Annotated in this window: 26 protein-coding genes and 1 other annotated feature; of the genes, 17 read left to right on the top strand and 9 right to left on the bottom strand. The window is 37.5% G+C overall.

The annotated features are described in order from the left end of the window. Window positions 1-10: 10 nt before the first annotated feature. Window positions 11-679 (bottom strand): L-serine ammonia-lyase, iron-sulfur-dependent subunit beta, encoded by a 669-nt coding sequence (gene sdaAB, locus IGM04_RS10655; RefSeq protein WP_010827694.1) that lies wholly within the window; start codon window positions 677-679, stop codon window positions 11-13. A gap of 375 nt (window positions 680-1,054) precedes the next feature. On the opposite strand from sdaAB, the gene lsa(A) reads away from it, so the two are divergent. The 5 genes from lsa(A) (at window position 1,055) to rplL (ending at window position 5,151) form a co-directional block, all read left to right on the top strand. Continuing rightward, entirely contained in the window at window positions 1,055-2,551 is a 1,497-nt protein-coding gene (gene lsa(A) / locus IGM04_RS10650) for an ABC-F type ribosomal protection protein Lsa(A) (RefSeq protein WP_086317999.1), read from the top strand. Window positions 2,552-2,673: 122 nt separating this feature from the next. Continuing rightward, complete coding sequence (rplK, locus tag IGM04_RS10645) at window positions 2,674-3,096, top strand: 50S ribosomal protein L11 (RefSeq protein WP_002356424.1); 423 nt, start codon at window positions 2,674-2,676, stop codon at window positions 3,094-3,096. 111 nt (window positions 3,097-3,207) lie between these two features. Beyond that, window positions 3,208-3,897, top strand: a complete 690-nt coding sequence (gene rplA / locus IGM04_RS10640) for a 50S ribosomal protein L1 (protein ID WP_002356425.1) — start codon at window positions 3,208-3,210, stop codon at window positions 3,895-3,897. A gap of 62 nt (window positions 3,898-3,959) precedes the next feature. Beyond that, window positions 3,960-4,089 (top strand) — a sequence feature (ribosomal protein L10 leader region). A 130-nt stretch (window positions 4,090-4,219) separates the two neighbouring features. Next, window positions 4,220-4,720, top strand: coding sequence for a 50S ribosomal protein L10 (rplJ, locus tag IGM04_RS10635; protein WP_002388423.1), 501 nt, complete (start codon window positions 4,220-4,222; stop codon window positions 4,718-4,720). A gap of 62 nt (window positions 4,721-4,782) precedes the next feature. Further along, complete coding sequence (gene rplL / locus IGM04_RS10630) at window positions 4,783-5,151, top strand: 50S ribosomal protein L7/L12 (RefSeq protein ID WP_002356427.1); 369 nt, start codon at window positions 4,783-4,785, stop codon at window positions 5,149-5,151. 354 nt (window positions 5,152-5,505) lie between these two features. Here rplL and IGM04_RS10625 read toward each other — a convergent pair whose 3' ends face one another. Continuing rightward, the gene (locus tag IGM04_RS10625; protein WP_002359463.1) at window positions 5,506-6,336 is read right to left on the bottom strand and encodes an AraC family transcriptional regulator; all 831 of its coding nucleotides are present in this window, start codon (window positions 6,334-6,336) and stop codon (window positions 5,506-5,508) included. 148 nt (window positions 6,337-6,484) lie between these two features. Between IGM04_RS10625 and IGM04_RS10620 the strand changes: the two genes are divergently transcribed. The 3 genes from IGM04_RS10620 (at window position 6,485) to IGM04_RS10610 (ending at window position 11,468) form a co-directional block, all read left to right on the top strand. Then, complete coding sequence (locus tag IGM04_RS10620; RefSeq protein WP_086279899.1) at window positions 6,485-7,984, top strand: amino acid permease; 1,500 nt, start codon at window positions 6,485-6,487, stop codon at window positions 7,982-7,984. Further along, window positions 7,917-11,039: a beta-galactosidase subunit alpha gene (gene ebgA, locus IGM04_RS10615; RefSeq protein WP_179189145.1), complete on the top strand. Its 3,123-nt coding sequence runs from the start codon at window positions 7,917-7,919 to the stop codon at window positions 11,037-11,039. The genes IGM04_RS10620 and ebgA overlap by 68 nt, the downstream gene beginning before the upstream one ends. Before the next feature lie 180 nt (window positions 11,040-11,219). Then, window positions 11,220-11,468: a GlsB/YeaQ/YmgE family stress response membrane protein gene (locus IGM04_RS10610; protein WP_002356434.1), complete on the top strand. Its 249-nt coding sequence runs from the start codon at window positions 11,220-11,222 to the stop codon at window positions 11,466-11,468. Window positions 11,469-11,785: 317 nt separating this feature from the next. Here IGM04_RS10610 and rlmD read toward each other — a convergent pair whose 3' ends face one another. Then, entirely contained in the window at window positions 11,786-13,156 is a 1,371-nt protein-coding gene (gene rlmD / locus IGM04_RS10605; protein ID WP_002359466.1) for a 23S rRNA (uracil(1939)-C(5))-methyltransferase RlmD, read from the bottom strand. A gap of 131 nt (window positions 13,157-13,287) precedes the next feature. On the opposite strand from rlmD, the gene recX reads away from it, so the two are divergent. The 4 genes from recX to IGM04_RS10585 all read left to right on the top strand — a co-directional run bounded on the left by recX (window position 13,288) and on the right by IGM04_RS10585 (window position 17,190). Continuing rightward, a complete protein-coding gene (gene recX / locus IGM04_RS10600) occupies window positions 13,288-14,088 on the top strand; it encodes a recombination regulator RecX (RefSeq protein ID WP_002356439.1) in 801 nt (266 codons plus the stop codon). Next, window positions 14,078-15,262 (top strand): A/G-specific adenine glycosylase, encoded by a 1,185-nt coding sequence (gene mutY / locus IGM04_RS10595; RefSeq protein ID WP_086318001.1) that lies wholly within the window; start codon window positions 14,078-14,080, stop codon window positions 15,260-15,262. The genes recX and mutY overlap by 11 nt, the downstream gene beginning before the upstream one ends. Before the next feature lie 180 nt (window positions 15,263-15,442). After that, window positions 15,443-16,567, top strand: coding sequence for an LCP family protein (locus IGM04_RS10590; protein ID WP_002368824.1), 1,125 nt, complete (start codon window positions 15,443-15,445; stop codon window positions 16,565-16,567). A gap of 137 nt (window positions 16,568-16,704) precedes the next feature. After that, complete coding sequence (locus tag IGM04_RS10585; protein ID WP_002356444.1) at window positions 16,705-17,190, top strand: hypothetical protein; 486 nt, start codon at window positions 16,705-16,707, stop codon at window positions 17,188-17,190. Window positions 17,191-17,234: 44 nt separating this feature from the next. Here IGM04_RS10585 and IGM04_RS10580 read toward each other — a convergent pair whose 3' ends face one another. From IGM04_RS10580 to IGM04_RS10565, 4 genes are all read right to left on the bottom strand, one after another. Further along, on the bottom strand, window positions 17,235-17,759 hold the full coding sequence (locus IGM04_RS10580; RefSeq protein ID WP_086318002.1) for a GNAT family N-acetyltransferase: 525 nt from the start codon (window positions 17,757-17,759) through the stop codon (window positions 17,235-17,237). 16 nt (window positions 17,760-17,775) lie between these two features. Continuing rightward, on the bottom strand, window positions 17,776-18,615 hold the full coding sequence (locus tag IGM04_RS10575; RefSeq protein ID WP_002384084.1) for an NUDIX domain-containing protein: 840 nt from the start codon (window positions 18,613-18,615) through the stop codon (window positions 17,776-17,778). Between the two features lie 144 nt (window positions 18,616-18,759). Further along, complete coding sequence (locus IGM04_RS10570; RefSeq protein ID WP_002356447.1) at window positions 18,760-19,947, bottom strand: toxic anion resistance protein; 1,188 nt, start codon at window positions 19,945-19,947, stop codon at window positions 18,760-18,762. Window positions 19,948-19,966: 19 nt separating this feature from the next. After that, window positions 19,967-20,647, bottom strand: coding sequence for a 5-bromo-4-chloroindolyl phosphate hydrolysis family protein (locus IGM04_RS10565; protein WP_002378627.1), 681 nt, complete (start codon window positions 20,645-20,647; stop codon window positions 19,967-19,969). 402 nt (window positions 20,648-21,049) lie between these two features. Here IGM04_RS10565 and IGM04_RS10560 point away from each other — a divergent pair, with 402 nt between their 5' ends. Genes IGM04_RS10560 through IGM04_RS10550 form a run of 3 tightly spaced genes read left to right on the top strand, consistent with a single transcriptional unit; the run spans window position 21,050 to window position 22,638 of the window. Further along, on the top strand, window positions 21,050-21,634 hold the full coding sequence (locus IGM04_RS10560) for an NUDIX hydrolase (protein ID WP_002356449.1): 585 nt from the start codon (window positions 21,050-21,052) through the stop codon (window positions 21,632-21,634). After that, on the top strand, window positions 21,631-21,927 hold the full coding sequence (macP, locus tag IGM04_RS10555) for a cell wall synthase accessory phosphoprotein MacP (RefSeq protein WP_002356451.1): 297 nt from the start codon (window positions 21,631-21,633) through the stop codon (window positions 21,925-21,927). The genes IGM04_RS10560 and macP overlap by 4 nt, the downstream gene beginning before the upstream one ends. Window positions 21,928-21,942: 15 nt before the next feature. Then, window positions 21,943-22,638, top strand: a complete 696-nt coding sequence (locus IGM04_RS10550; RefSeq protein WP_002356454.1) for a 5'-methylthioadenosine/adenosylhomocysteine nucleosidase — start codon at window positions 21,943-21,945, stop codon at window positions 22,636-22,638. A gap of 66 nt (window positions 22,639-22,704) precedes the next feature. On the opposite strand, the gene IGM04_RS10545 is transcribed toward IGM04_RS10550, so the two are convergent. Next, window positions 22,705-22,971: a GIY-YIG nuclease family protein gene (locus tag IGM04_RS10545; RefSeq protein ID WP_002356455.1), complete on the bottom strand. Its 267-nt coding sequence runs from the start codon at window positions 22,969-22,971 to the stop codon at window positions 22,705-22,707. Then, complete coding sequence (locus IGM04_RS10540; RefSeq protein WP_002356457.1) at window positions 22,961-23,695, bottom strand: tRNA1(Val) (adenine(37)-N6)-methyltransferase; 735 nt, start codon at window positions 23,693-23,695, stop codon at window positions 22,961-22,963. The genes IGM04_RS10545 and IGM04_RS10540 overlap by 11 nt, the downstream gene beginning before the upstream one ends. A 188-nt stretch (window positions 23,696-23,883) precedes the next feature. Between IGM04_RS10540 and IGM04_RS10535 the strand changes: the two genes are divergently transcribed. Both IGM04_RS10535 and IGM04_RS10530 read left to right on the top strand, forming a co-directional pair. Continuing rightward, on the top strand, window positions 23,884-24,510 hold the full coding sequence (locus tag IGM04_RS10535; protein ID WP_002356461.1) for a lysophospholipid acyltransferase family protein: 627 nt from the start codon (window positions 23,884-23,886) through the stop codon (window positions 24,508-24,510). Window positions 24,511-24,561: 51 nt separating this feature from the next. Continuing rightward, a complete protein-coding gene (locus IGM04_RS10530; RefSeq protein WP_179189146.1) occupies window positions 24,562-25,830 on the top strand; it encodes an exonuclease SbcCD subunit D in 1,269 nt (422 codons plus the stop codon). Window positions 25,831-25,834 lie beyond the last annotated feature (4 nt).

The raw sequence follows: 25,834 nt of genomic DNA, 5'->3' as shown, positions 1-25,834 counted from the left end.
TTACGTTCATTTAGTCAAAATAGTTAACGCTATATATATGAGGGATTTCAGCTAATTGCATGACAATGTCACCGACTTCGGCTTGATCAACTTCAATAATCATAATCGCTTTTTCCCCTTTAGATTCTCGGGTAACGGTCATTGTACTAATATTGATATCGCTAGTTGAAAGGATGTTGGTCACCTTAGCAATCATGCCAGGAACATCTTGATGGACAACAATAAATGTTGGCGTGCCCATACTTAAAGACAATTTGAAGCCATTTAATTCAGAAATTTGAATGTTTCCACCACCAATTGAAATTCCTGTCACAGATAGTTTTCGGTCGCCAGAAGAAACCACAATTTTAACGGAATTAGGATGGTCTGCTTTTTCACTTTTAGGAATAAAACAAACTTCCATTCCTTGTTCATAGGCAATTTCCAAAGAATTGGCTAGTTGCTCATCATCTGGTTCCATGCCTAAAAGGCCGCCAACTAAGGCGATATCTGTTCCGTGACCACGATAAGTTTTGGCAAAAGACTCATATAAATAAATGTCAACGCTATCAGGTTGCTGTCCAAAAATACTGCGAACCACTTTTCCAATTCTTGCCGCTCCAGCTGTATGAGAACTGCTTGGACCAATCATAACGGGTCCGATAATATCAAAAACACTATTAAAGCGTAACTCTTCCATTTCAGCACCTTCTTCATTAGAATATGTTTTCATTGGAAGTCTAACACAAAAAATGGCGGGGAACTAGGCAATCGCTTGTGTTTTAGCGAATAATTTAAATTTTTATCAGAATGAAAGCAAGGGGCCTTCGTTGACAAATCAGTGAAGAGATGCTAAATTCTAGATAATAAAAGACGAAAAGAGGGATTCGTGCGTTGAAAATTTAAGTTAATTTTTTAGAGAAACTGTATAACTTTGCCTGAATATAACGGGTGGAGTGTGCGGATTTTCGGAAATTAGCTTAAAGAATTCAGCCACGGGTCTTTTTGTATACCTTGGATTGATGCCGCTGATTTCCGTAAAGCTGCATCAATTTTGCTTTATGGAGGTATATTTATGTCGAAAATTGAACTAAAACAACTATCTTTTGCCTATGATAATCAAGAAGCGTTGCTTTTTGATCAGGCAAATATCACGATGGATACCAATTGGAAATTAGGATTGATTGGCCGCAATGGCCGTGGGAAAACAACCTTATTAAGATTGTTACAAAAGCAGTTGGATTACCAAGGAGAGATTCTTCATCAAGTCGATTTCGTCTATTTTCCACAAACAGTTGCAGAAGAACAACAGCTCACTTATTATGTCTTACAAGAGGTGACTTCTTTTGAACAGTGGAAATTAGAACGAGAATTAACGCTTTTAAACGTTGATCCTGAAGTTTTATGGCGGCCCTTTTCTTCTTTATCAGGCGGCGAAAAGACGAAAGTTTTATTAGGTCTTCTTTTTATTGAAGAAAATGCCTTTCCTTTAATTGACGAGCCAACAAATCATTTAGATCTAGCTGGCAGACAACAAGTAGCTGAATATTTGAAGAAAAAGAAACATGGATTTATTTTAGTCAGCCACGATCGGGCATTTGTTGATGAAGTAGTTGATCATATTTTGGCGATTGAAAAAAGTCAATTGACACTGTATCAAGGGAATTTTTCTATTTATGAAGAGCAAAAAAAATTAAGAGATGCTTTTGAACTGGCAGAAAATGAAAAAATCAAAAAAGAAGTCAATCGCTTGAAAGAAACCGCTCGTAAAAAAGCGGAATGGTCGATGAACCGTGAAGGTGATAAATACGGCAACGCTAAAGAAAAAGGGAGCGGGGCGATTTTTGATACAGGAGCCATTGGTGCCCGGGCAGCGCGCGTAATGAAGCGTTCGAAACACATTCAACAACGCGCCGAAACACAATTAGCAGAAAAAGAAAAACTATTAAAAGATCTTGAGTATATTGAGCCTTTGTCAATGGATTATCATCCAACGCATCACAAAACATTATTGACGGTGGAAGAGCTTCGTCTGGGCTACGAGAAAAATTGGCTATTTGCGCCAATTTCTTTTTCAATAAACGCGGGAGAAATTGTCGGAATAACAGGAAAAAATGGCTCAGGAAAATCGAGCTTAATTCAGTATTTATTGGATAATTTTTCTGGGGATTCAGAAGGCGAAGCCACTTTGGCTCACCAATTAACCATTTCTTATGTGCGCCAAGATTATGAAGACAATCAAGGAACTTTATCCGAATTTGCAGAGAAAAATCAGTTAGATTACACCCAATTTTTAAATAACTTACGAAAACTTGGGATGGAGCGCGCCGTTTTCACTAATCGAATTGAACAAATGAGTATGGGGCAACGGAAAAAAGTCGAAGTAGCCAAATCATTGTCTCAATCAGCTGAACTTTATATTTGGGATGAACCCCTTAATTACTTGGATGTGTTTAATCATCAACAATTAGAAGCGCTAATCTTATCTGTGAAGCCTGCAATGCTAGTGATTGAGCATGATGCACATTTCATGAAGAAAATAACAGATAAAAAAATTGCCTTGAAATCATAAAAACATCTTGAAAAAGTAAAGGGAATCCTGTATAGTAATAGGGTATGTTTTAAATGTACGTTGAGTGGGAGGGGAAATCTCAACCCCATTAACCACGCACGAGAACTTAAGGAGGTATTTTCGTGGCTAAAAAAGTAGAAAAAATCGTTAAATTACAAATTCCTGCGGGGAAAGCAACACCAGCTCCACCAGTAGGTCCAGCGTTAGGTCAAGCAGGTATCAACATCATGGGATTCACTAAAGAATTCAATGCTCGTACAGCTGACCAAGCAGGCTTGATTATTCCAGTAGTAATCTCTGTATATGAAGATCGTTCATTTACATTCATTACTAAAACACCACCTGCTGCAGTCTTATTGAAAAAAGCTGCAAAAATCGAAAAAGGTTCAGGTGAACCAAACAAAACTAAAGTTGCAACAGTTTCAAGCGATCAAGTGAAAGAAATCGCTGAACTTAAAATGGCAGACCTAAACGCCGCTGACGTTGAAGCAGCAATGCGCATGGTTGCAGGAACTGCACGAAGCATGGGTATCATCGTAGAATAATTTTTATTCCACACTTACTCAAAGAAGTAGCTTCTCAGTTCGTTTCATATTTAAAGATATGAAAGACGTGGGAGGTACAACCGTTATAACCACAATCAAGGAGGAAACAAAATGGCTAAAAAGAGCAAAAAAATGCAAGAAGCATTGAAAAAAGTTGATGCTACAAAAGCTTACTCAGTTGAAGAAGCAGTAGCTTTAGCAAAAGATACAAACATCGCGAAATTTGACGCAACAGTTGAAGTTGCTTACAAATTGAACGTTGACCCTAAAAAAGCAGACCAACAAATCCGTGGAGCAGTTGTGCTTCCAAACGGAACTGGTAAAACACAAACTGTTTTAGTATTCGCTAAAGGCGAAAAAGCTAAAGAAGCTGAAGCTGCTGGTGCAGATTTCGTAGGCGACGACGACATGGTTGCAAAAATCCAAGGTGGATGGTTCGACTTTGACGTAGTTGTTGCGACTCCTGACATGATGGCTACAGTTGGTAAATTAGGCCGTGTCTTAGGACCAAAAGGTTTAATGCCAAACCCTAAAACTGGTACTGTAACAATGGACGTTACAAAAGCTGTTGAAGAAGTTAAAGCTGGTAAAGTAACTTACCGCGTTGACAAAGCTGGTAACATCCACGTACCAATCGGTAAAGTTTCATTTGATAACGAAAAATTGGTTGAAAACTTCAACACAATTAACGACGTATTATTGAAAGCTAAACCATCAACTGCTAAAGGTCAATACATCAAAAACATTTCAGTAACAACAACATTTGGACCTGGAATCCACGTTGACCAAGCTTCTTTCTAATTTGAAAGAAAATAATTAAAAAATTCTTGACTCACTCACTTACCCTATGGTAAAGTGAGTGAGGTTAATAATTAACTGTACCGAAGACAGTAGGTGACGCAAGTCTTAATTTCCTACCGAGGACAATTGTTGAGTTATATACAATTCGGTCCCTCTATGTCTACGGTGGCATGGAGTTTTGTTGTTTTACATGACTTTTTGAAAAAAAGCCGATATAAAACAATACTTGGCGAACGAAGTGAGCGAAGTTTCATTTGATTCTTCTACTTTACATATCGTAAACCAAGTCCAACTCCACCATCAAAATCAGGAGGTGAAATAAATGAGTGAAGCAGCAATCGCTAAAAAAGAAAGCCTAGTTCAAGCAGCCGCTGAGAAATTTGAATCAGCAGCATCAGTTGTAATCGTGGACTACCGTGGTTTAACAGTTGAAGAAGTCACTAACTTACGTAAACAATTACGTGAAGCAGGCGTAGAAATGAAAGTCATCAAAAACTCAATCCTTTCTCGTGCAGCTAAAAAAGTTGGTTTAGACGGCTTAGACGAAGTCTTTACAGGCCCAACTGCTGTCGCATTCAGCAACGACGATGTAGTAGCACCAGCTAAAATCATCGACGAATTTGCTAAAGATGCAAAAGCATTAGAAATCAAAGGTGGCGTCATCGAAGGAAAAGTTTCTTCAGTGGAACAAATTACTGCCTTGGCAAAACTACCAAACCGCGAAGGTTTACTATCTATGCTATTATCTGTATTACAAGCGCCAGTCCGCAACGTGGCTTACGCTGTCAAAGCAGTGGCAGAGAAAAACGAAGAAGTTGCTTAATTGCAGTCTAATTCAAACAAATAAAAAACAAACAATTTTAATTTAAATGGAGGAAATTCAAAATGGCATTAAACATTGAAAACATCGTTGCTGAGTTAGAAACAGCAACTATCTTAGAACTAAGCGAATTAGTTAAAGCTATCGAAGAAAAATTTGACGTATCAGCAGCAGCTCCTGTAGCAGTAGCTGGACCAGCAGCAGGTGGAGCAGCAGAAGAACAAACTGAATTCACTGTTGAATTAACAGCAGCTGGCGATCAAAAAGTTAAAGTTATCAAAGCAGTTCGTGAAGCAACTGGCTTAGGCTTGAAAGAAGCTAAAGCTGTAGTTGATGGCGCTCCTGCACCAGTTAAAGAAGCTGTTTCTAAAGAAGAAGCAGAAGCTTTAAAAGCTGCTTTAGAAGAAGTTGGCGCTTCAGTAACAGTAAAATAATTCATTCAACTTTTGAATGTTCGAGAACCCTTGTGTTACAAGGGTTCTTTTTTTATAGCAAACGGTAGTTGTCTTTTGCTAAAACAACTACCGCTAGTAAAATATCTATAAAATTTAATTGTCTACTTTGACAAATTAACAACAATACAATCATCTACCACTTTCTCTCCAATATTGTTTATTTGCTAAAACTTGTAAATTATTTATTGATTTTGATTAGTCTATATATCACACTCCCACCTATAATAAAACCCTAATTAATTATAAAATAGATAAATTATAAGAACTACCTAAATTTGAAAATTATTAAATAAATTGTTTTTTTCTTTAACTACAGATAAGCAACAATTTATTTTAAGTCAAAAACTGTTGACGATATTGTCGAGGTGTCATCTCTTTTTTCTGGAAGAAAAATTTTGAAAAATAAGAAGGTGAAGAAAAACCTGCTTCAAAACTGATTTCCGTGATGGTTAAGGAACTTTTTCTTAACAGAGAACAGGCTTTTTGCAATTTTAAGTTTTGTACATAAATACTAGGATTTGTTTGTTCATAACGCTGAAATAGCTTAAATAAATAGCTACGATCAATGTTATACTCAGAAGCTAATTGACTAATTGAAAGATTGTTTGAAAAATTTTCGTGAATAGCCATTTTAATTTGGTTAAATAATTGTTGGCTTTGATTTTCGTGCTGTGTAACGGAATGATGCTCTAGATAATTCAACAATTGAAAGCTTTCACTTAAACTGCCAAAATGATTATGTTTCTTCGCTTCTTGGTAAATATTTTTAAATAAACTTTCTAATTTCTTATCAACAGTTCCTTTTAAAATACAATTTTCGGTAGTCAGGCCTATTTTTTCTAAATACTGAGACGAAAGATCTCCAACAAAACCAACCCAATGATAGGTCCAAGGATTTTGCCGATTAGGATAATAAATATTGCGACAATTGGCTGGAATCATAAACAAATCGCCAGCGGTAATGTGTTGTTTTTCCATAAAGGGTGTTGAAAGATAGCCTTCACCATCGCTACAATAATGCAAAACCCAATAATTAATGGGGGCAAACTCAGTTGGTTTTGTCGGACGGCATTTTTCATAGCCAGCTTCATAAAGATGAAATTCTTGGCTAATAGGTTGATCATTAATCAGGATGCTGACATTATTTGTAAAAACATTTTGCATGCTATCACCTCTTTATAAGAGTATGTAAAGGCTTTCTAAAAGTCAACATCTTTACAAGAAATAGGCAACATTTTTTATTTTTAAAAAACTGTAAGCGTTTTACAATGTGTGAGTACTAATTAATTTGATAAAGAGAGGATGTAGTAAAATGGCAACACATTCACGGGAACGATTAGGTTCTGTCGCATTGATGCTCATGACTTTTTCAGCGGTTTTTGCCTTTCCCAGCATTGTTAACAACAGTATTCAGATTGGCCTAGCAACTATTCCAGGCTATTTATTCGGCTCTATTTTTTACTTTTTACCATTTATTCTAATGATTGCAGAATTTGCTTCTGCTAATTCTGAAAATGAATCAGGTGTTCACAGTTGGTTGGAATCTGTGTTAGGACCTAAATGGGCATTTTTAGGTGCTTGGTCGTATTTCTTTGTCAACTTGTTTTTCTTCTGTTCATTACTACCGAATACATTGATTTATGGTTCATACGCTTTTTTAGGTCAAAACGTTTTTCAAGGAAACCATAGTACTAAAATAATTGCAGTGATTTCTATTCTGTTATTTTGGTTAATGACATGGGTTTGTATTAAAGGGGTTTCGTGGATTTCGAAAGTGACTAGCTTAGCGGGTGGTGCTCGTTTATTTATGGGCGTGGCTTTTGTGGTTTTAGCCTTTGTCGTCGTGTTTGGTTTTGGCAATGAACCAGCACAAGAGTTTACCACGACGTCAATTATGCCAACTTTTAATTGGACTTTTTTCATGACGATGGCGTGGATTTTACAAGCTGTTGGCGGTGGTGAAAGTATCGGCGTATACATTAAGGATGTTAAAGGCGGCAATAAAACGTTTGTCCGCACGATGATTGGTGCGACGATTGCGGTCGGCATCATGTATATTCTTGGTGCCGTTGCTGTAGGTTTGGTAGTGCCAACGGACGTCTTAAAAGGAAATTTTTCAAATGGTATTTTTGATATCTTTAAAATTTTAGGTACGTATTTCCATATTCCCGCAGCAATGATGGTGCGCTTAGTAGGAATTATCTTATTTGTCGGAAGTCTTGGTTCTTTGGCTCTGTGGACGGCAGCACCAGTTAAAGTATTTTTCTCAGAAATTCCTGATGGGGTCTTCGGTAAGTGGCTAGTGAAAACGAACGAAGAGGGAAATCCAACCAATGCTTTGTTAGTTCAAGGAATTATTGTGACGATTTTAGTTGCCATTCCAGCATTAGGAATTGGAAATATGGATAGCTTTTTAGAAACGTTAATTAATATGACAGCTTCTACGTCATTAGTGCCTGTCTTGTTCTTGTTAATCGCCTATATTGGGCTTCGTTGGAAAAAAGAAACAATACCGAGAAGTTTCCGCTTTGGTAATCGAACCTTTGGCTTAATTGCGGGAATTTTCTTATTAGCCATTTTTATCTTTGTATTCTTTATGTCAACTGTGCCGGATCCAAAATTAATCATGGAAGAAATCAATGGCACGTTACCGAAAGGAACCGCTAGTCCACTGGGCATGTTGGCGTATAACATCATTGGGTTAATTGTCTTTATGGGCTTTGCTTGGATTTGTTGGAAACGATATGAAACAAAAGAAAAAAATGAAGTTGGTAAAGGAGAAATGGATTATGAAGACTTGGGAAAATTATAAAGTAGATAGTATTAATCGGTTGCCTGGACGAGCACACTTTTCGAGCTTTCCCTCGAAAGAAACAGCGTTATTAAATGAAAATAAATATACACAAGCATACAAAAATTTAAACGGACGCTGGCATTTTCTCTTTTTAGAAGCGCCAGAATACAGCCCAGAAAACTTTTTTGCGACGGATTTTGATACAAGCCAAATGGATCAAATCACTGTTCCTGGAAATTGGCAAGTCCAAGGATATGGCAAAATGCATTACTCTGATTTATGGTACAATTTTCCCATTAATCCGCCGTATGTACCAACGGAAAACCCAACAGGTATTTACAAACGGACATTTGCTATAGATGAAACATTTCACGATAAAAAAATCATTTTACGTTTTTGTGGCGTAGATTCAGCTTATCATGTTTGGGTGAACGGCCATGAAGTTGGCTACAGTAAAGGTGCACGAAATGAAGCAGAATTTGACATTACGCCTTACGCTAAAATTGGTGAAACAAATGATTTAACGGTGCGAGTCTATCAATGGTCAGATGGTACGTATTTAGAGGATCAAGATATGTGGTGGTTAAGTGGTATTTTTCGTGATGTTGAATTACTCGGTGTACCAGAAAATGGGCTGGAAGATTTCTTTATTATTTCCGATTTAGATGATTCGTATCAAAATGGCCACTTGGCAATTACGGGTAAATTTTGGCAAGACAAAGGACAACAAGTTCAATTGGAGTTGATGGATCAGCAGGGAAAAACGGTTCTTAAAGAGACTGTCGCAGGAAATCAAGGTACGGTTGAATTTTCAGCAAGTTTACCGTCTGTCACTGCTTGGTCAGCTGAAAAACCATACTTGTATCAACTATTTATCACTGTTTTTTCTGAAGGGGAAGTCGTCGAAGTTATTCCGCAAAAAGTTGGTTTCAGAAATATTCATGTATCTGGTGAGACTTTCTTAGTCAATGGTGTGGCCATTAAACTAAAAGGAATGAATCGTCATGATTATAATCCGAAAAATGGTCGAGTGGTTAGTCGTAAAGAAATTGAAAAAGATATTCGTTTAATGAAACAATTTAATATTAATGCCATTCGAACCAGCCATTATCCAGCATCTGCTTATTTCTATGATTTATGCGATGAATATGGAATGTATGTGATTGATGAAACTGATTTGGAATGTCACGGCTTTGAATTAACCGAAGAATATGATTGGATTAGCAACGATCCAGAATGGGAAACGGCTTATGTTTCTCGGATGGTACGGATGATTCAACGGGATAAAAACCATCCATCAATTCTCTTTTGGTCGTTAGGAAATGAATCTGCGTTTGGTCATAACTTTATTGAAATGGCCCGTATTGCCAAAGAAATGGATCCAACACGTTTAGTTCATTATGAAGGTGATTTTGAGGCAGAGGTCACGGATGTCTATTCTACAATGTATACGTGGTTGGAACACCCAACTAGAGAATTACTGATGAATACGATTATTGAAAATTCAAAAAAACCGCATATTTTATGTGAATATTGTCATGCGATGGGGAATGGCCCTGGGAATTTAAAAGAATACCAAGAGCTATTTTATGCTCATGATAAATTACAAGGTGGCTTTATTTGGGAATGGTTTGACCATGGCATTGAATCGGTGACAGATAGCGGTGAAGTTTATTATCGTTATGGCGGCGATTTCGGCGATGATCCAAGTAACAAAGATTTTTGTATTGATGGGATGTTGATGCCTGACCGTACGCCATCTCCTAGCTTGTATGAATACAAAAAAGTCATTGAACCCATTACAACTAGCGCTATTGACGTTCTGTCAGGTGAATTCTCATTATTGAGTCGGTTTGACTTTGAAAACTTGGCTATCTTTAAGCTGGTTTATACAATTACTGAAGATCAAACAGTGATTCAATCAGGGACAGTAGCAGTGCCAGCAATTGCTGCTAGAGCAGAAGGAAGACTGCACTTACCTTTTCATTTAGATTTTCCTAAAAAGGCAGGAGCCGCCTATTATTTAACTCTTTCATATCAATTGAAAGAAACGACCGCCTATGCATCTGCTGGTCATGAATTAGCTACCGCACAGTTTGAATTGCCAATTGCAACACCAGGGATTGAGATCACACCAGTTGGCTCGCTAATGGGAAAGGAAATTGGCCCTCATTTATACATTGAAGGACCAAACTTTTCAATTAATTTTGATAAAGTGAAGGGCGCCTTAACGAATGTGACACGAGATGGTAAAAAATTATTGCATAAAGGGCCGAGATTTACATTTTGGCGGGCACCGATCAGTAATGATATGGAAATTATTGATGAAATGAAGAAGAAATATTTCTTACATTTAGAGCATGAAATTGTCCGTTCTTTTGAGTGGAAAAAAGTTGATGATTTTATCCAAGTCATCGTAAAAACAATTAACGGAACGACTAACAGTGCTTGGCATTATCAATGTACCTATCAGTATTTAATTGCACCAAATGGCGAAATTTTCTTCGACTTAAAAGGTAGTCCTGCTGGTAAAATTGAAAATGCACCAGATATGTTACCACGTTTGGGTGTGACTCTCCATTTAGACAAGTCTCTATCAGAAGTAAAATATTTCGGTAAAGGGCCGAGAGAAAACTATGTAGATTCACAAGAAGCTGGTTTACTTGGCGTTTATGATGCTACAGTGGCGGAAATGTTCACTAATTATGTTGTTCCACAAGCCAATGGTAACCACATGGCGACTAAATGGTCCGCATTCACGGATGATCGCGGCCAAGGGGTAGTAGCAACAGCGGCTGATTCATATAATTTTAGTGTTTCTTATTTTGAAGAACAAGCGCTAGATGTTGCTAAGCATACCAATGAATTACAAGAAAGTGAGTATGTTGTTTTAAATATCGATTACAAACAAAACGCCCTAGGTAGCTACTCTTGTGGCCAGTGGCAATTAGAAAAATACCGGACTACGTTTGAAGAATTCCAATTGGCATTCCGCTTAACACCTTTTAATAATAAAGAGATTCAAGCAGCGGATGTCGCACATGAACGAGTAAAACGACCAACAATTTCTTAAATAAAAGCTCAGAACAGTGCACATCGGTCTCCTGTTCTGAGTTTTTTTAATGAAATTATCAGAAATTATTGCTTTTTTTTCATGGAAACAAGCAAACTATTTTGTTATCTAATAAAAGTAGTCCATAATAGTAACACAGCGAATTATTCGCTAGATAAAGCATTTAGGAGGAATTATTTTATGCATACTTTATGGGTTTTAATCGTTGGTGCTGTTATCGGTGCTATCGCTGGCGCGCTTACAAGCAAAGGTCAATCAATGGGTTGGATTGCGAATATCGTTGCCGGTTTAGTTGGTTCATTTATCGGAGAAAAAATCTTAGGTAGCTGGGGTCCTCACGTAGCAGGTATGGCAATTGTGCCATCAATTATTGGGGCAGTAATTTTAGTTGCTGTGGTTTCATTCTTCTTCGGACGAAAAAATAGCTAATTAAGTAAATAATTGTTTAATTAGTTAAAGGAGGTCGGGACAGAACCGTTTAGCTCCGAGAAATAAGAAGAAATTTCCGAAAATTGCTCTTTAATTTTTGGAGACCAAGTAGGTATTGTTCATCATCGAATAACTACGTTCTTCGTGATTCTCAACAATTTCGGCTTATTTCCGAAGGACCTTCAACTCTTAGAGCTTTAGCTCTTAGAAGTTGTTGAGATCGGAGCAACGCGTAGTGTTGGTTCTGTTCCCGCCGTTTATCAGTTTTTGAGCGTGGAGCAAAAATCCAAAGTGATTTTTGTCCCACGCTCCTTTTTTTATTTTCTCGTTAATTTTACGACAACTTCACAACGAGCGGTTTGTGGAAACATATCAACAGATTGTAAATAGTCTACTTGATATACTTTGGCTAATTGAACTAAATCACGTGCTAACGTGGATACATTACAAGAAATATACACCATTTTCTTAGGTGGTTGTTTCAAAAGGGCCGTTAATAATTTACGATCCAAACCAGTCCGTGGGGGATCAACTACAATGGCATCAGGTTTAAAGCCTTCTTTGAACCATTTAGGTAATAAGTCTTCAGCTGTTCCAACAGCATAATGTGTGTTCGTAACACCAAGTCGTTTTGCATTGAATCTAGCATCGTCAATTGCGGCGGGAATGGTATCCATACCACGAACTTGATGCGCTTGTTTCGCTAAACTTAAGCCAATGGTCCCGACGCCACAATAAGCATCAACAACAGTTTCATTTGGTTGTAAATCTAAGGCCTTGATTCCTTCATTATATAAAACTTCCGTTTGTTCTGGATTCAATTGGAAAAATGCTCGCGGCGATAAATCAAAGACAACGTCGTTAATGTGTTCTTCAATGCTTTCTTTGCCCCATAAGTGAAGGGTATCATCACCCATTACTAGAGAGGTTTTTTTATTTTGGACATTTTGCATAATAGAAACAACTTCTGGTAATTGTTCATTAATTGCGCGAACCATTTTTTCTTTTTGTGGAAATTTCTGCGATTGTGTAATGAACACTACTTGGACTTCGCCAGTTTGGATGCCCACTCGAACCATTAATGTTCGAAAGATACCACTATTTTTACGTTCATCATAAATTGGTAATTGAAAGTCATTCAATAAATCAACTAATGTATTCATCACCTTGGTTGTCGCAGGCTGTTGGACCAAACAGTTATCAATCGGTACTAATTGATGTGAATCAGCTTGATAGAGACCAGCTTCTACTTGGCCATCGATTTGGCGTAATTGGAATTGGGCTTTATTTCGATAATTCCAAGGATTCTCCATCCCAATTGTTTTTCGTAGTTCATAGTTTTGATAATTGGCTGGTTTAAATTTGTTAAGCGCCTGCTTTAATAAATCTTTTTTAAAGTCTAATTGTGCTTTGTAGGCTAAATGTTGTAGTTGGCAGCCGCCACATGTTTCATAGACAGGACAAGGAGGGACCACGCGATCTTTAGCAGCTTTTTTGACAGATTGAAGGGTTCCTTCAGCAAATTTTGGTGTAACATTTGTGATCGTGGCAGTCACTTCTTCTTTCGGTAGCGCCCCAGGAACGAAAATAATTAATTTTTTATAATAGCCGATACCTTCGCCATTAATTCCTAATCGTTTAATTTTTAAAGAAATTTGTTGGCCTTTTTTTACTAGTTGTTGGGTCATATTCTTTCATCCTTTAGTCATCTCACATTTTTCACTTCCTCCCATTTTAGCACATTTTTATTTATTTGGCTTCCAAGGATTCTATGGTATAGTAGAATATATGTTCTGATTTAGAGGGGCAGGAGAATAAGATGACAACAATCACACGAATTAGTAAAGATAAAGGTGAATTTTATCTACTTTGGCTATCTTCAGGCGAAAAACTGCGTGTCTCGGAAGATATTTTAGTACGGCAGCGTCTGCTAAAAGGCCAAGAGTTATCAGATACTTTAATAGAAGAAATAAAAAAAGCCAGTTCTTATGATGTCGGGTTACAAATGGCGATGAATTATTTAAGCTATCAATTACGTTCAAAGAAAGAGATTTTTACTTATTTAAAAGAGAAAGAAATTGTACCTGAAGATCGAGTAAAAATCGTTCAACGTTTAGAAGAGCTGCGGTTGTTGGATGATGCAATTTTTAGTGAAAGTTACGTACGGACAGCTATGCGAACCAGTGATAAAGGACCACGAAATGTGGCACAACAATTAAAGCAAAAAGGCATTAGTGAAGAAGATATTCAGCATGGCTTGACCTTTTATACGTTAGATGAACAACTTAATGTTGCCACAGCAACTGCAGAAAAAGCCATGAAACGCTATCGAACTAAAAGTTTTAAAGATGCACTTCAGAAAACGCGTCTGCATCTGATGCAAAAGGGCTTTACAAATGAAATCATTGATCTAGCTTTGGAATCTTTAGCTTTTGAAAAGGACGAAGAACAAGAACAACAAGCGTTAAACAAGGAAGGCGAACGTTTATGGCGTGCTAATCAGCGATTTGATTTTTCTAAAAAAGTCCAAAAAGTAAAACAAAGCTTATTCCAAAAAGGGTTTGACTATGATTTGATTCAGCAATTTATTAGCGAAAAGGAAGTAGAACATGACGAATAAAGAGCCTTGGGAGGCGTGGAGTCCCGAAAAAGTTAGTTCATTCCAGGAAGATTTTTTAGCTTGGTATGAACGAGAAAAACGCAATTTACCTTGGCGAGCGAATACAGATGCATATCGTATTTGGATTTCTGAAATTATGCTACAACAAACTCGCGTAGATACAGTCATTGATTATTTTTATCGATTTATGGAATGGTTTCCGACGATTCAAGATTTAGCGGAAGCGCCAGATGATAAGTTGTTGAAAGCTTGGGAAGGGTTAGGCTACTATTCACGAGCGCGTAATTTAAAAGTGGCAGCGCAACAGATTGTTTCAGAATTTGGTGGGAAAATGCCTGACACAATCGAAGATATTCGGAGTTTAAAAGGAATCGGCCCCTATACGGCTGGTGCGATTGGCAGTATTGCCTTTAATCTCCCCGAACCAGCAATTGACGGTAACGTCATGCGGGTAGTGAGCCGTTTATTTGAAATTGATGCAGATATTGCAAAAGCGAGTAGTCGTAAAGTATTTGAAGCGGCGATGCTTAAAATCATCGATCGTGAGCGCCCAGGGGATTTTAATCAAGCCTTAATGGATCTAGGCTCAGCCGTCTGCACCCCAACTTCCCCTAAGTGTGAAAGCTGTCCGCTTCAGCAATATTGTGCGGCCTATCAGGCAGATAAAATGACCGCTTATCCAGTCAAATCAAAAAAAGTTAAGCCGAAAGATGTGTATTATGTCGGCACTATTATTGAAAATAAAAAGCAAGAATTTTTATTAGAACAACGACCTGAAACAGGTTTGTTAGCCAATATGTGGCTGTTTCCGATTGAAGAAATTAGCAAAAAACAATTTCAACAATTGCAAAAACTGGCGCAACCAGTAGAAACGGAAAAACAATTAACTTTAGAGTTAGCGCCTGTAACAGAGCCTTTGGTCGCTGAAGAACCTGTCAGCTTTTTTACGGACTATGAAACAGTTGTCTGGCAAAAACGTGCCTTAGGCGAAGTCGTTCATATTTTCAGTCATTTAAAATGGCATATCTTAGTCTTTTATGGCCGAAATACAGGCGAATTAGCCACACTAGAGTCGCAGCGGTGGGTGGCAGCACAACAATTTTCGGACTATGTTTTTCCAAAACCACAGCAAAAAATGGTGGAATTGTTCAAAAAAGAACACAAAAATAAATAACAAAAAAGAGAGACTTTTAAACAAACAAGCCTCTCTTTTTTGTTTCCTCTAGGTTATACCCCTATATAAATTCTGCTATGTTTAGTTTTGAAGGGGACTGGTAAGATAGACTTGTCTCTTGTCTGCTTAGAGGAGTAGTAATGATGGTGGAGACTTTTCAAGAGAGAGGAAGTACAGCCAATGAGTAGGAAGCGAAAAATCAGCTTAATTAGTTTAGTCATCATTTTGTTTTTTGTCACAGTCGGCTCAGCATACTTTGCTGTAGCGGGTAGCTATTTAAAGAAAACGATTGATAAAGGCTATGTTCCCATAAAAAATGATTATACTGAAGCGCAAAATAAAGATAGTCAATCGTTTTTGGTCATGGGTCTAGACAATACAATTGAACGGAAATTAGGCACAACTAGGACTGATGCTATGATGGTGATTACCGTGAATAACAAGACGAAGAAAATAACCTATTTAAGTTTGCCACGGGATAGTTTTGTTCAAATTGATGCGAAAAATTACCAAGGGATGCAGCGAATTGAAGCCGCCTATACCTACGATGGACCAACAGCTTCTGTTAACACAGTTGAGAAATTATTGAATATTCCAATCAATCATTACGTTGTGTTTAACTTTTTATCTTTTATTAAGTTAATTGATGCGGTTGGTGGCATAGATGTCAATGTCAAGCAGGCGTTTGATGGTGTTACCAAAGACGGGCCAGGATCCATTCATTTTGATGCAGGGAAACAGCATTTAGATGGTACGAAAGCTTTATCTTATGCCCGTGAAAGACATAGCGATAACGATATTATGCGTGGATTCCGACAACAAGAAATTATTCAAGCAGTTGAAGACAAGTTGAAATCTGGTCAATCAATCATGAAAATAATGGACATTATTGATTCGTTAAATGGAAACATTCAAACTGATGTGGATTCCAATGAATTGACTCATTTAGTCAAAGAAGGTTTGACTTGGACCAATTATGATAAACAACAGCTTTCTTTTGACTGGCGCACTTTTAGTAATGAAGGGCGCAGTATGGTTGAACTATATCCAGATAGTATTGAAAATGTCCGTCATCAATTACGTGTGTCTTTAAATTTAGAAAAGCCAGATGAACGAGATCAAGACGGCTATGTCTTCCATACGAACGGTGAATTTTTATATCAAAGTGATTATACCGTTCAAGATGAAGCAGCTGAGGAAAACGAAATGACTTCCATCAACGGCAATACGTATATTGGTGTTCCTGGCAATACACAGACTGGCCCGTTGCCATCAGTTAAAACGGAAAATGGCTTTATAAAATAATTTATTTTCCAAGTGTAGAAAATCCGAACATAACAGATTAAATAATCCGCTTACTTATTATTCTTCTAAGGAAAAAACGAAGGATTTTAGCAAGGAAACAGCGTATCATTTGATATAAACCCAACATTCCCTTTATAATGAAAGTAACAAGCAAATTTTTGTTACTTAGAAGGGGAAGGGAGCAAGGAGTTATGTTTAGTTATACAGATACCATTTTGTCAATTATGCAAAGAATTGAAGTATACAACGAAATTTTCAAAGCCATCTCTAAAGAAGTTCAAGAATACGGTTGTAATCAGGCTGCACATCGGAGAGGCCGTGACACTTATATGTTTTGCCGAAATAATGTGAATCGTTTTTTTACAGAAGAAATGATGTTTCGTAAAAATTTAGAGCCGTATTATGATAAAGAAGCAACGAAAATCTTGCTAGAAGGATTAGATACGTATAAAGAAGGAGTATTTTTCTGGTTAGAGGCATTAAGTGAATCTTGCCAAGTGACAGATGAATTGAAATATCAATTAGGAATCCGCCAAAAAGAATCCTCTTATTTATTAATTAATCAAGCTTGTAAAGAAGCCTGTGAGGGCATTCAAAGCGCTCATAGTGTTCATAAGATGTAAAAAGTTAGGGATAGCTGTCAATCTGGCAGTTATCCCTAACTTTTTTATTTCAATATCATCTGATAAGCATAACGTTCGCCATCGTTAACATCTAAAATCACGTCACCTTGATAAACAAAGCCAGCTTTTTTAATCAGGTGCTGCATGGCGAGGTTTTGTGGATGTGTATCGATTCGAATATCAGTAGCACCTTGCAAACGAGCGGCTGTAACCAGTGAGCGCAAAAGCACCAAAGCCAGTCCTTGACCTTGAAAGAAACTTTTTAGAGCAACACGATGAATTGCCGTATACGTAGTTTGAGAATGAGGTTGCCAAGAACCATTAAAAATCGCTTCATAAGCAGGATCAATCTCCGAACATAAAACACCAACGCCTGCCAAGGCATCCTCAACCATTAAAATATAGCAAGTTTGCTGGTCGATATCTTTTGCTAAAATTTCTTGATTCGGGCCATCGCCGTTTTGCCATTGGGGAATGCCACTTTTTTGTAAGGTGCGGCGTCCATCTTCAATGATAGCAAGGATGTCAGGCAAATCAGAAGGTTCTGCTTTTCTTAAGTAAACAGTCAAAAAATATTCCCTCCTCTTAGAACCCTGTCGTTGTTTTCAATTGGTAAATTTTTGAAGGGCGGCCAATGCCAACGGGACGTTCACCTAACTCTTCAAAATATTGTGTCATGGCTTTTTTAAAATTTGAATGGTCAATGCTGCGATAATCAACGCCGAGGAACTTCGCAAAAACTTTACGGGCTTCCGTAATGGTGAAATCTTTTCCTAAGACTTGAAGCACTTGCGGTTCATGTTCCATTTTATCAACAACACGATTAAACGCCTTAATTATAATTTCACTATGGTCGAAGGCTAATGTATCTTTACCAAGAGAGGCCGCTGTTTTCAAGTCTAAAGTAATTTCCACATCTTCATGAGATAACGTGATATGTTGACCATGCCGTTCAAGATTGAACCAGTGGACTTCTTTGGCATCGTCGCCAGCAATTAAAGGTTCTTCACCAATAAAGGCTAAATAGCTGACTGTCACGACCCAGCCACGAGGATCACGATCTGGGCGACTAAAGCTGTGTAATTGTTCAATATTTTCTTGAGAAATCACCACACCAGTTTCCTCTTTTGTTTCTCTTAAAACACTATCTTCAGTAGATTCGTTACGATTAACAAAACCGCCAGGAAGCGCCCATGAGTTTCTAAAGGGGTGACCTTTACGTTGAATCAGTAAGACTTTCAATTGATCGGCTTCCTTGTTGTAACAAAGAAGAACCATATCAACGGTTAAAGAGGGTTTTTCATATTCAGGTAATTCTTGTTGATGATACCAAGTTAAAAACTCTGCTAAGCTAGCTTGGCGTTCATAATAATTTTTTTCTTCGGCTTTAGAAGCAAATTGTGGCACAATTGCTCCTCCTTTCAAAAAGAAACATGGTTTTCTTTTATTGTATCATTAAGTGGCTGAAATACAATATTCAAGCGTAAAAAGAAAAGCAAGCCTGGGACAAAAATCACTTTGGATTTTTGTCCCAGGCTTGTACTATAAGAAGTTTGTTCTAGACGTTATTTATTGTGTTAATTCTAATAATTTATTTTTCAAATCTTCTTCCATATGGCCAAGTTCGATTTCGGCAGCTTGGCGTTTTTCTTTTCCTTCTTGTTGAATACGTAATGTTTCTTGGATAGTTTCAATTAAATCATTTTGTGTTTTTTGTAATGTTTCAATATCGACTAGGCCACGTTCGTTTTCTTTTGCTGTTTCAATTGCAGAAATTTTTAGCATTTCTGAATTTTTCTTCAGTAAGTCATTGGTGGTTTCAGAGACTTGACGTTGAGCAGTCACAGCATCTTTTTGACGGAGTAAGGTCAAGGCGATGACTACTTGGTTTTTCCATAACGGAATCGCCGTATTCACCGATGATTGAATTTTCTCAGCCAAAGCTTGGTTAGTATTTTGGATTAAACGAATTTGTGGGGCTTGTTGAATCGTAATTTGACGAGCCAAGCGTAAATCATGGGTTCTTTTTTCTAAACGGTCTAGGAATTGGTTATAATCATTAACAATTTGGACATCCATTTGATCCCCAGATTCTTCCGCTTTTTTCATGGCTTCAGGAATAATTTGCGTCCGTAGTTCTTCTGCTTTTAATTCCCCAGCGGCAATATAGATGTTTAAGGCATCAAAATAATCTTTATTTTTTTGATACAATTGATCTAACATGGCATTATCTTTTAAAAGACCATCTTTTTCATGGGTTAATTTGACAGCAATTTTGTCAATTTGCGCACCAATTTTTTGATATTTGGCGGTAATTTCGTAAACGGATTGTTTGACTTTACCTAACATTTTTTGAATAAAGTTGCCTTCGCCAGCACGTAATTCATTGGGATTGGCTTCATTTAAACGAAACATTAGATCGGTCAGTGAATCACCAACAGGACCAATGTCTTGTGCTTGAACGTGGTTTAACATCGCTTGCGAAAATTCGCCAAGTTTGATTTGGGCGTTTGAACCATAGGTAATTACTGCTTGTGAATCTTGGACGTCAATTTTTGAAGCTAACTCTTTTGCTTGGGCTTGACGTTCTTGTGGTAATTTATCAATTAAACGAGGAGCTGCTTGCTGTTCTTTTAACTCAGATAGTTCATTTTGTTGCGTTGGTGTTAGTTCATCCATTGATGAAAATGGATTACTTAATAAATCGTCCAATGTATTGGTTACAGATGTTGTTTCTTTGGGTTGTTGCTCAGTCATTTTTTTTCCTCCCTAATGATTATTGCTGGTCTTCGTTTACTTGAGGTGATTCCTCAGTTGCAGCTTTTTGCGACAAGCTGCTTTTAGCGATCGACATTTCGACATCTAAATCGTCTAAGTCATCGGAAACGATTTCCTCATAATCATTTTTAACTAATTTTGACAATTGGTCAATGATTTGTGCGCTTTCTTCTAATTTTTCATACGTTTGTTTGTTTTTTACTTCATGTTGTTCGATTTCTAAATGCTTACTTGTTAAGTCAACGATATTTGGTAAATGTGTATAGAGAAAGTGATTGGCTAAGTGTAACTTTTTAGGTTCTTTCACTAACTCTTTAAACAGAGCTTTAGAAACCTTCGTAGTATCATTACGTAAGTCAATCGCCCGTAATTTAGTTGAACGATTCATGTTTTCTTGTAATTGTATGATTTGTTTTTTGGCTGTGCTCATTGTACTTCTGAAAAAATCAATTTCTTGTGGAGATAACCCCAACTCACGATAATGGGTTTCTTTATCTTTCGTTAAGTAAGGCATTTGATCGCTTTTGTCGGCGGCATTTTTCTTTTTTCGATAGAGAACGAATACTAAAAAGCCTACCAGAATCACAAAAGCGAAGAAGCCATATTCTCTAGCGACAGCAATGATTAAGGCTCCTAAAAGAATATAGCCAATCAGTAATTTTGTATTTAATTTGTTCATTTATATAGTTCCTCCTATCTATCTAATCCTCGAAAGAGTCAGCTCTCGTTACAATAGTTATTTTAGCATACTCTGTGAGAGAAAAGACATACAGCGGAAGATGTATTTTATGATTTAGTGAAATCCTAAGAAAAAAAGTATAAAACGCAAAAAAAGACCCGTCCTAATTGGGGGTAGGACGGGAAAGGAGTTAAAAATGAAAAAGTGTTTTGTTAGGGTTGTTTGTTGGTATGCTTAAATAATACAAGGAAGTTGTGAATTTTTTATGTCTATTTTTTTTCGAAAATGTAATTTTTTTCTAAAGCAATAAATTTTTTTCTTTGAAAAGGGTTTAACTAGAGAAGAAGGGGTGCGATTTTTATCATTTTAGGGTATGATAAACAAGAAAGGTTGGTGAAAGATATGTTAAATTATGAGGACTTCGAAGAAAAAACACTTCAACGTCGTGAAATTTTTAAAGGAAAGATTATTGATGTTTTTTTGGATGACGTGGCTTTACCGACAGGCGGCACTGCTAAACGCGAATTGGTTTTTCATTCAGGCGCAGTAGCTATGATTCCGTTAACCGCAGAAGGAAAAATCGTCTTAGTTAAACAATTTAGAAAACCCTTGGAACAAGTGATTTTAGAAATTCCAGCGGGAAAAATTGATCCTGGAGAAGAAAATCAACTGGAAACGACGGCTATGCGGGAATTGGAAGAAGAAACTGGGTATCGTGCAGGTCAGCTTACCTACATAAATTCAATGTATCTGTCACCAGGATTTGCTAATGAAAAATTGGCTCTCTATTTGGCAACGGATTTGCAGAAAGTCGAAAATCCGCGTCCTCAAGATGAAGATGAAATCTTGGAACTTTACGAGCTAACAATAGCTGAAGCCAAAGCAGAGGTGGCAAAAGGCACGATTTGTGATGCCAAAACACTTTTTGCTATACAATACTGGGAATTGTATTTACTGCAGAGACAGTTTAAGGAGGACACGCAATGAGCAAAGGTCCGTTAGTCACTCGGACAGAGCTTCGCAAACGCAGAGAAGCAGAAGAAAAAGAAGCGGAACGTCGTCAGCAGGAAGAGCAGAAGCTGGCGGAAAAAGCGTATAAGCGAAAAGAAAAAGAAATTTCGACGTTTTATCGTAAAGAAAAGAAAAAACAAAAACCGATCAACAAGTCACGAGTAGGAGAATACTCGAAGCGTCGAGAACGGAGTACTTGGTTAAACAAGGCAATTATTATTGTAGCGATTTTATTAGCCGTTGTGGCGTATATCGTTTTGAATTTATAGAAAAGAGGAATCACTATGAAAATTGGAATTATTGGAGCAATGGATCAAGAGGTCAAAATTCTAAAAGAAAAATTGACAGACACGATGTCATGGGAACGAGCAGGCGCTTTATTTGTTTCTGGTTCGTTAGGAAGACACGAGGTGATTGTGGTTCGTTCAGGAATTGGTAAAGTGGCCTCAGCTGTGACCACGACTTTATTGATTCATCAATATGGCGTAAATATGGTGATTAATACAGGTTCTGCTGGTGGTATCGGTGAAGGACTAAAAGTCGGCGATTTAGTCATTGCAGACAAATTAGCTTACTTTGATGTTGATGTCACTGGTTTTGGTTATGCCTATGGACAATTGCCTGGTGGTGTGCCTTTGTATTTTGAAACAAGTGAATACTTGCGGATGGAAATTGCGAAAGCCGCTGAAAAAACTGGTTTAGCTATTCGTAAAGGATTGATTGTTACTGGAGATACTTTTGTGGATAGCGCTGAGAAAATCGCCAAAATTAAGAAAGAGTTTCCTGAAGCCTTAGCTTGCGAAATGGAAGGCGCAGCAATTGGCCAAGCCGCTTCACAGTTCAATATTCCATTCTTAGTTGTACGGGCAATGAGTGATACAGCAGATGGCGAAGCAACTCAAAGCTTTGACGAATTCATCGATGAAGCTGGGAAAAAATCAGCCGAAATGGTTATTCATTTTGTCGAGAACTTAGTTTAAAAAGAGAAAGAAACAGCCATCATTTCATCAATGAAATGATGGCTGTTTCTTTTTGCTTATTGTCACTTAATGGAAGGTTTTTAAATACTGTTCTTTTTGTTTGCGCGTTAATTTTTTAAAGGCGGCTTCGGCTTTGGTGGCCGCGCTACGTGTTTCAAATTTCTCTGTATGAATCATTTTGACTGGCCGTCGTTTGGCTAACCGTGTATATTTTGCACCAGTTCCGCTATTATGTTCGGTTAATCGACGTTCTGGCTCAGTTGTATAGCCACCGTAAAAGGAACCATCTTGGCAAAGTAAAACATAAAAATAATGGGATTTCTTATTCTCCATACAGCATAGCCTTCATTTCTGCTTCGTATTCGTTCTTTTCATTGTATGTAAAAAGAGGTGGTAACACACGAAAACCGTCTTTTTTGCCTTGCTTAATGCCTTCAATTAGTAAAACATTGGCTTCTTTGCCTGGCTTCGGATAAACAAACCGAGCTTTTTTCGGCGCAATATTGGCGTTTTCCATGGCATGTAAAATATCCAGGAAACGATCAGGACGATGAACCATTGCGAGGCGACCATTTGTTTTTAATAAATCCGCCGACACAGTGACCACTTCTTGAAGAGACGTGTGAATTTCATGACGGGCAATCGCTAAGTGTGGGTTTGGATTTTTTTGGCTAGTTGGTCGTTCTTTAAAGTATGGGGGGTTACATAGTACTAAATCAACAGAATCTTTTTTGATGACCTCTGTCGCTTGTTTTAAATCACGTTCATACATCGTTACTTGTTTTTCCAATTTATTTAATAGAATACTTCGTTGACCCATATCTGCCAAACGAGGTTGTAATTCGATTTGGTCGATCTTTGCAGCTGTTTTCCGACTAACGAAGAGGCCGACCGCGCCATTGCCAGCACACAAATCGACAATCTTGCCTTTTTTTGGTAGTTGCGGAAAATTAGCCAATAAGACTGCATCAATGGAAAAAGAAAAGACTTCTTTGCTTTGAATAATTTGAATATCATCCGCATATAATTGATCAATCCGTTCGCCGGATAATAACATAGATTAAGAACCTCCAACTTTTCATCTGATTGTTCATGTATTATACTACTTTTAAACCCGTATGACAAAATCTGTTCCCTAGATTAGTAGGGACATGTTATTTCTCTGATTGATAGACGTAAAAAAAGCTTGTCAAAAGGTAGAGCTTTCGGCATACTAGAAAGCGGAGAGAAGAAAGGAAGAAAATTATGTTTTTTACATTTATGCGTGGCGTGGTTCGCGTCATTTTATTTGTGATTAATGGAAATGCACATTATGAAAATAAAGAAAAATTACCAAAAGACCAAAACTATGTCTTAGTTGCGCCGCATCGAACATGGTGGGAACCGCTGTATTTAGCTGTTGCTGGCAGTCCTAAGAAGTTTAGCTTTATGGCAAAAAAAGAGTTGTTTAAAAATCCTGTTTTACGTTTCATTTTAAAACATGCGAATGCGTTTCCGGTGGATCGTGAGAAGCCCGGTCCCAGCGCGATTAAAACACCTGTCAAAATTTTAAAAAATTCTGATTTAAGTTTGATTATGTTCCCTAGTGGCACGCGTCATTCCTCAGAATTAAAAGGTGGGGTAGCCTTGATTGCTAAAATGGGGCGAGTACCTATCGTGCCATCTGTTTATCAAGGTCCGTTAACTTTAAAAGAGTTGTTTAAACGTAAAAAAGTAACGGTTCGTTTTGGGGAGCCAATCGATATTAGCGATATTAAAAAAATGGATAAAGACGGTTTAGCTGAAGTGGAACGTCGGATGCAAGAAGCATTTGATCAGTTAGATAAAGAAATTGATCCAACTTTTAAATATGAATCAACAGAAAAAGAATAAAACAAACCGCTACAAAATAGGAATGTTACTGGCAGGTAGTCTCATCAAAAGATGATGCTCCCTGTCTTTTTTCTTGTGTTAAGAAAAAAGTTTGTTAAAAATCTAATTCTTCTGTCCGATTTTCTTAAAAAATACCAGAAATTTGTTATAATAATAAGAAGGACTTTTTTAGGCGGTGAAAAAATGAAATTTTTACATACAGCAGATTGGCATATTGGCAAAAAATTACATGGTTTTGATTTATTGGCAGAACAAAGGGAAGCCTTTAAACAAATCTTAGCAATTGCGAAAGAAGAGCAAGTGGATGCTGTTGTGATCGCTGGAGATTTGTATGATCGCTCTGTTCCAGCGGTTGAAGCAGTCGAGATTTTTAATGAAATGATGATTCAAATGAATCTCAAAGAGCATTTCCCCGTGTTAGCTATTTCGGGAAACCATGATAGCAGCACTCGTTTAGAAACAGGAGGCCCTTGGTTTAACCAAACGCAATTTCATTTGAATACGCGTTTAGAACAAGCCTTTCAACCAATTGAAATCGACAATACCCAATTTTATTTGTTGCCTTATTTTGAACCGATTGCGGCTCGCTTATATTTTGAAGATGAAACGATTCGAACGATTCAGGCGGCGATGGAAAAAGTTGTCGCGAAAATGCAAGAATCTTTTCTCCCCAATAAAAAACAAGTGTTAGTTAGTCATTTTTTTGTCGCTGGCAGTGAAAAAACTGATTCGGAAACAAAATTAACAGTGGGTGGTTTGGATGTTGTACCAACAGCTTTGTTAGAGCCTTTTGATTACGTCGCGTTGGGCCACTTACATGGAAAAAATGCGTTGCAGGCACCTAATGCTCGATACAGTGGCTCGCCTGTAAAATTTTCTTTATCAGAAATGACACAAGAAAAGGGTGTTTGGCTTGTTGAAACAGAAGATGAAGTTCATTTTCAATTCCGTGCTTTGAAACCATTGCGAGACATTCAACAATTGACGGGCTCGTTTCAGCAGTTAACGGATCCCGCTTTTTATCAAGAAGTGAATCGGGAAAATTATTTACATGTCCAATTAACCGACCGAGCGATCATTCCCAACATGATGAATCAATTGCGAAAAATTTACCCCAAAATTATTGGGTTGGAACGTTTGAATGGTCGAGAAACAAGCAGCGGAAATCAGAAAAAAGTGGTACAAATAGAACAACGTTCACCAGAAGAACATCTGCATGACTTTTTTAACGATGTGACAGGAGAGGCCTTGACAGAACAACAAGCACAATGGGTCCAAGAAGAACTGAGTACACTTAATCAATTAGAAAGAGGGAAGTAATAGG

The organism is Enterococcus sp. DIV2385 (assembly GCF_051711925.1).
GTDB lineage: Bacteria > Bacillota > Bacilli > Lactobacillales > Enterococcaceae > Enterococcus > Enterococcus faecalis.
This window is presented reverse-complemented; position numbering and strand designations above follow the sequence as displayed.

Coding starts and splice junctions, on each gene's coding strand:
- IGM04_RS10590 (WP_002368824.1), top strand. CDS start 15,443: ATGAGTAGGAAGCGAAAAATCAGCTTAATTAGTTTAGTCATCATTTTG.
- IGM04_RS10565 (WP_002378627.1), bottom strand. CDS start 20,647: ATGAACAAATTAAATACAAAATTACTGATTGGCTATATTCTTTTAGGA.
- IGM04_RS10585 (WP_002356444.1), top strand. CDS start 16,705: ATGAAAGTAACAAGCAAATTTTTGTTACTTAGAAGGGGAAGGGAGCAA.
- macP (WP_002356451.1), top strand. CDS start 21,631: ATGAGCAAAGGTCCGTTAGTCACTCGGACAGAGCTTCGCAAACGCAGA.
- recX (WP_002356439.1), top strand. CDS start 13,288: ATGACAACAATCACACGAATTAGTAAAGATAAAGGTGAATTTTATCTA.
- IGM04_RS10625 (WP_002359463.1), bottom strand. CDS start 6,336: ATGCAAAATGTTTTTACAAATAATGTCAGCATCCTGATTAATGATCAA.
- IGM04_RS10535 (WP_002356461.1), top strand. CDS start 23,884: ATGTTTTTTACATTTATGCGTGGCGTGGTTCGCGTCATTTTATTTGTG.
- rplJ (WP_002388423.1), top strand. CDS start 4,220: ATGAGTGAAGCAGCAATCGCTAAAAAAGAAAGCCTAGTTCAAGCAGCC.
- IGM04_RS10540 (WP_002356457.1), bottom strand. CDS start 23,695: ATGTTATTATCCGGCGAACGGATTGATCAATTATATGCGGATGATATT.
- rplL (WP_002356427.1), top strand. CDS start 4,783: ATGGCATTAAACATTGAAAACATCGTTGCTGAGTTAGAAACAGCAACT.
- sdaAB (WP_010827694.1), bottom strand. CDS start 679: ATGGAAGAGTTACGCTTTAATAGTGTTTTTGATATTATCGGACCCGTT.
- IGM04_RS10530 (WP_179189146.1), top strand. CDS start 24,562: ATGATGCTCCCTGTCTTTTTTCTTGTGTTAAGAAAAAAGTTTGTTAAA.
- IGM04_RS10545 (WP_002356455.1), bottom strand. CDS start 22,971: ATGGAGAATAAGAAATCCCATTATTTTTATGTTTTACTTTGCCAAGAT.
- IGM04_RS10610 (WP_002356434.1), top strand. CDS start 11,220: ATGCATACTTTATGGGTTTTAATCGTTGGTGCTGTTATCGGTGCTATC.
- IGM04_RS10550 (WP_002356454.1), top strand. CDS start 21,943: ATGAAAATTGGAATTATTGGAGCAATGGATCAAGAGGTCAAAATTCTA.
- rplA (WP_002356425.1), top strand. CDS start 3,208: ATGGCTAAAAAGAGCAAAAAAATGCAAGAAGCATTGAAAAAAGTTGAT.
- rlmD (WP_002359466.1), bottom strand. CDS start 13,156: ATGACCCAACAACTAGTAAAAAAAGGCCAACAAATTTCTTTAAAAATT.
- mutY (WP_086318001.1), top strand. CDS start 14,078: ATGACGAATAAAGAGCCTTGGGAGGCGTGGAGTCCCGAAAAAGTTAGT.
- IGM04_RS10570 (WP_002356447.1), bottom strand. CDS start 19,947: ATGACTGAGCAACAACCCAAAGAAACAACATCTGTAACCAATACATTG.
- ebgA (WP_179189145.1), top strand. CDS start 7,917: ATGAAACAAAAGAAAAAAATGAAGTTGGTAAAGGAGAAATGGATTATG.
- IGM04_RS10560 (WP_002356449.1), top strand. CDS start 21,050: ATGTTAAATTATGAGGACTTCGAAGAAAAAACACTTCAACGTCGTGAA.
- IGM04_RS10620 (WP_086279899.1), top strand. CDS start 6,485: ATGGCAACACATTCACGGGAACGATTAGGTTCTGTCGCATTGATGCTC.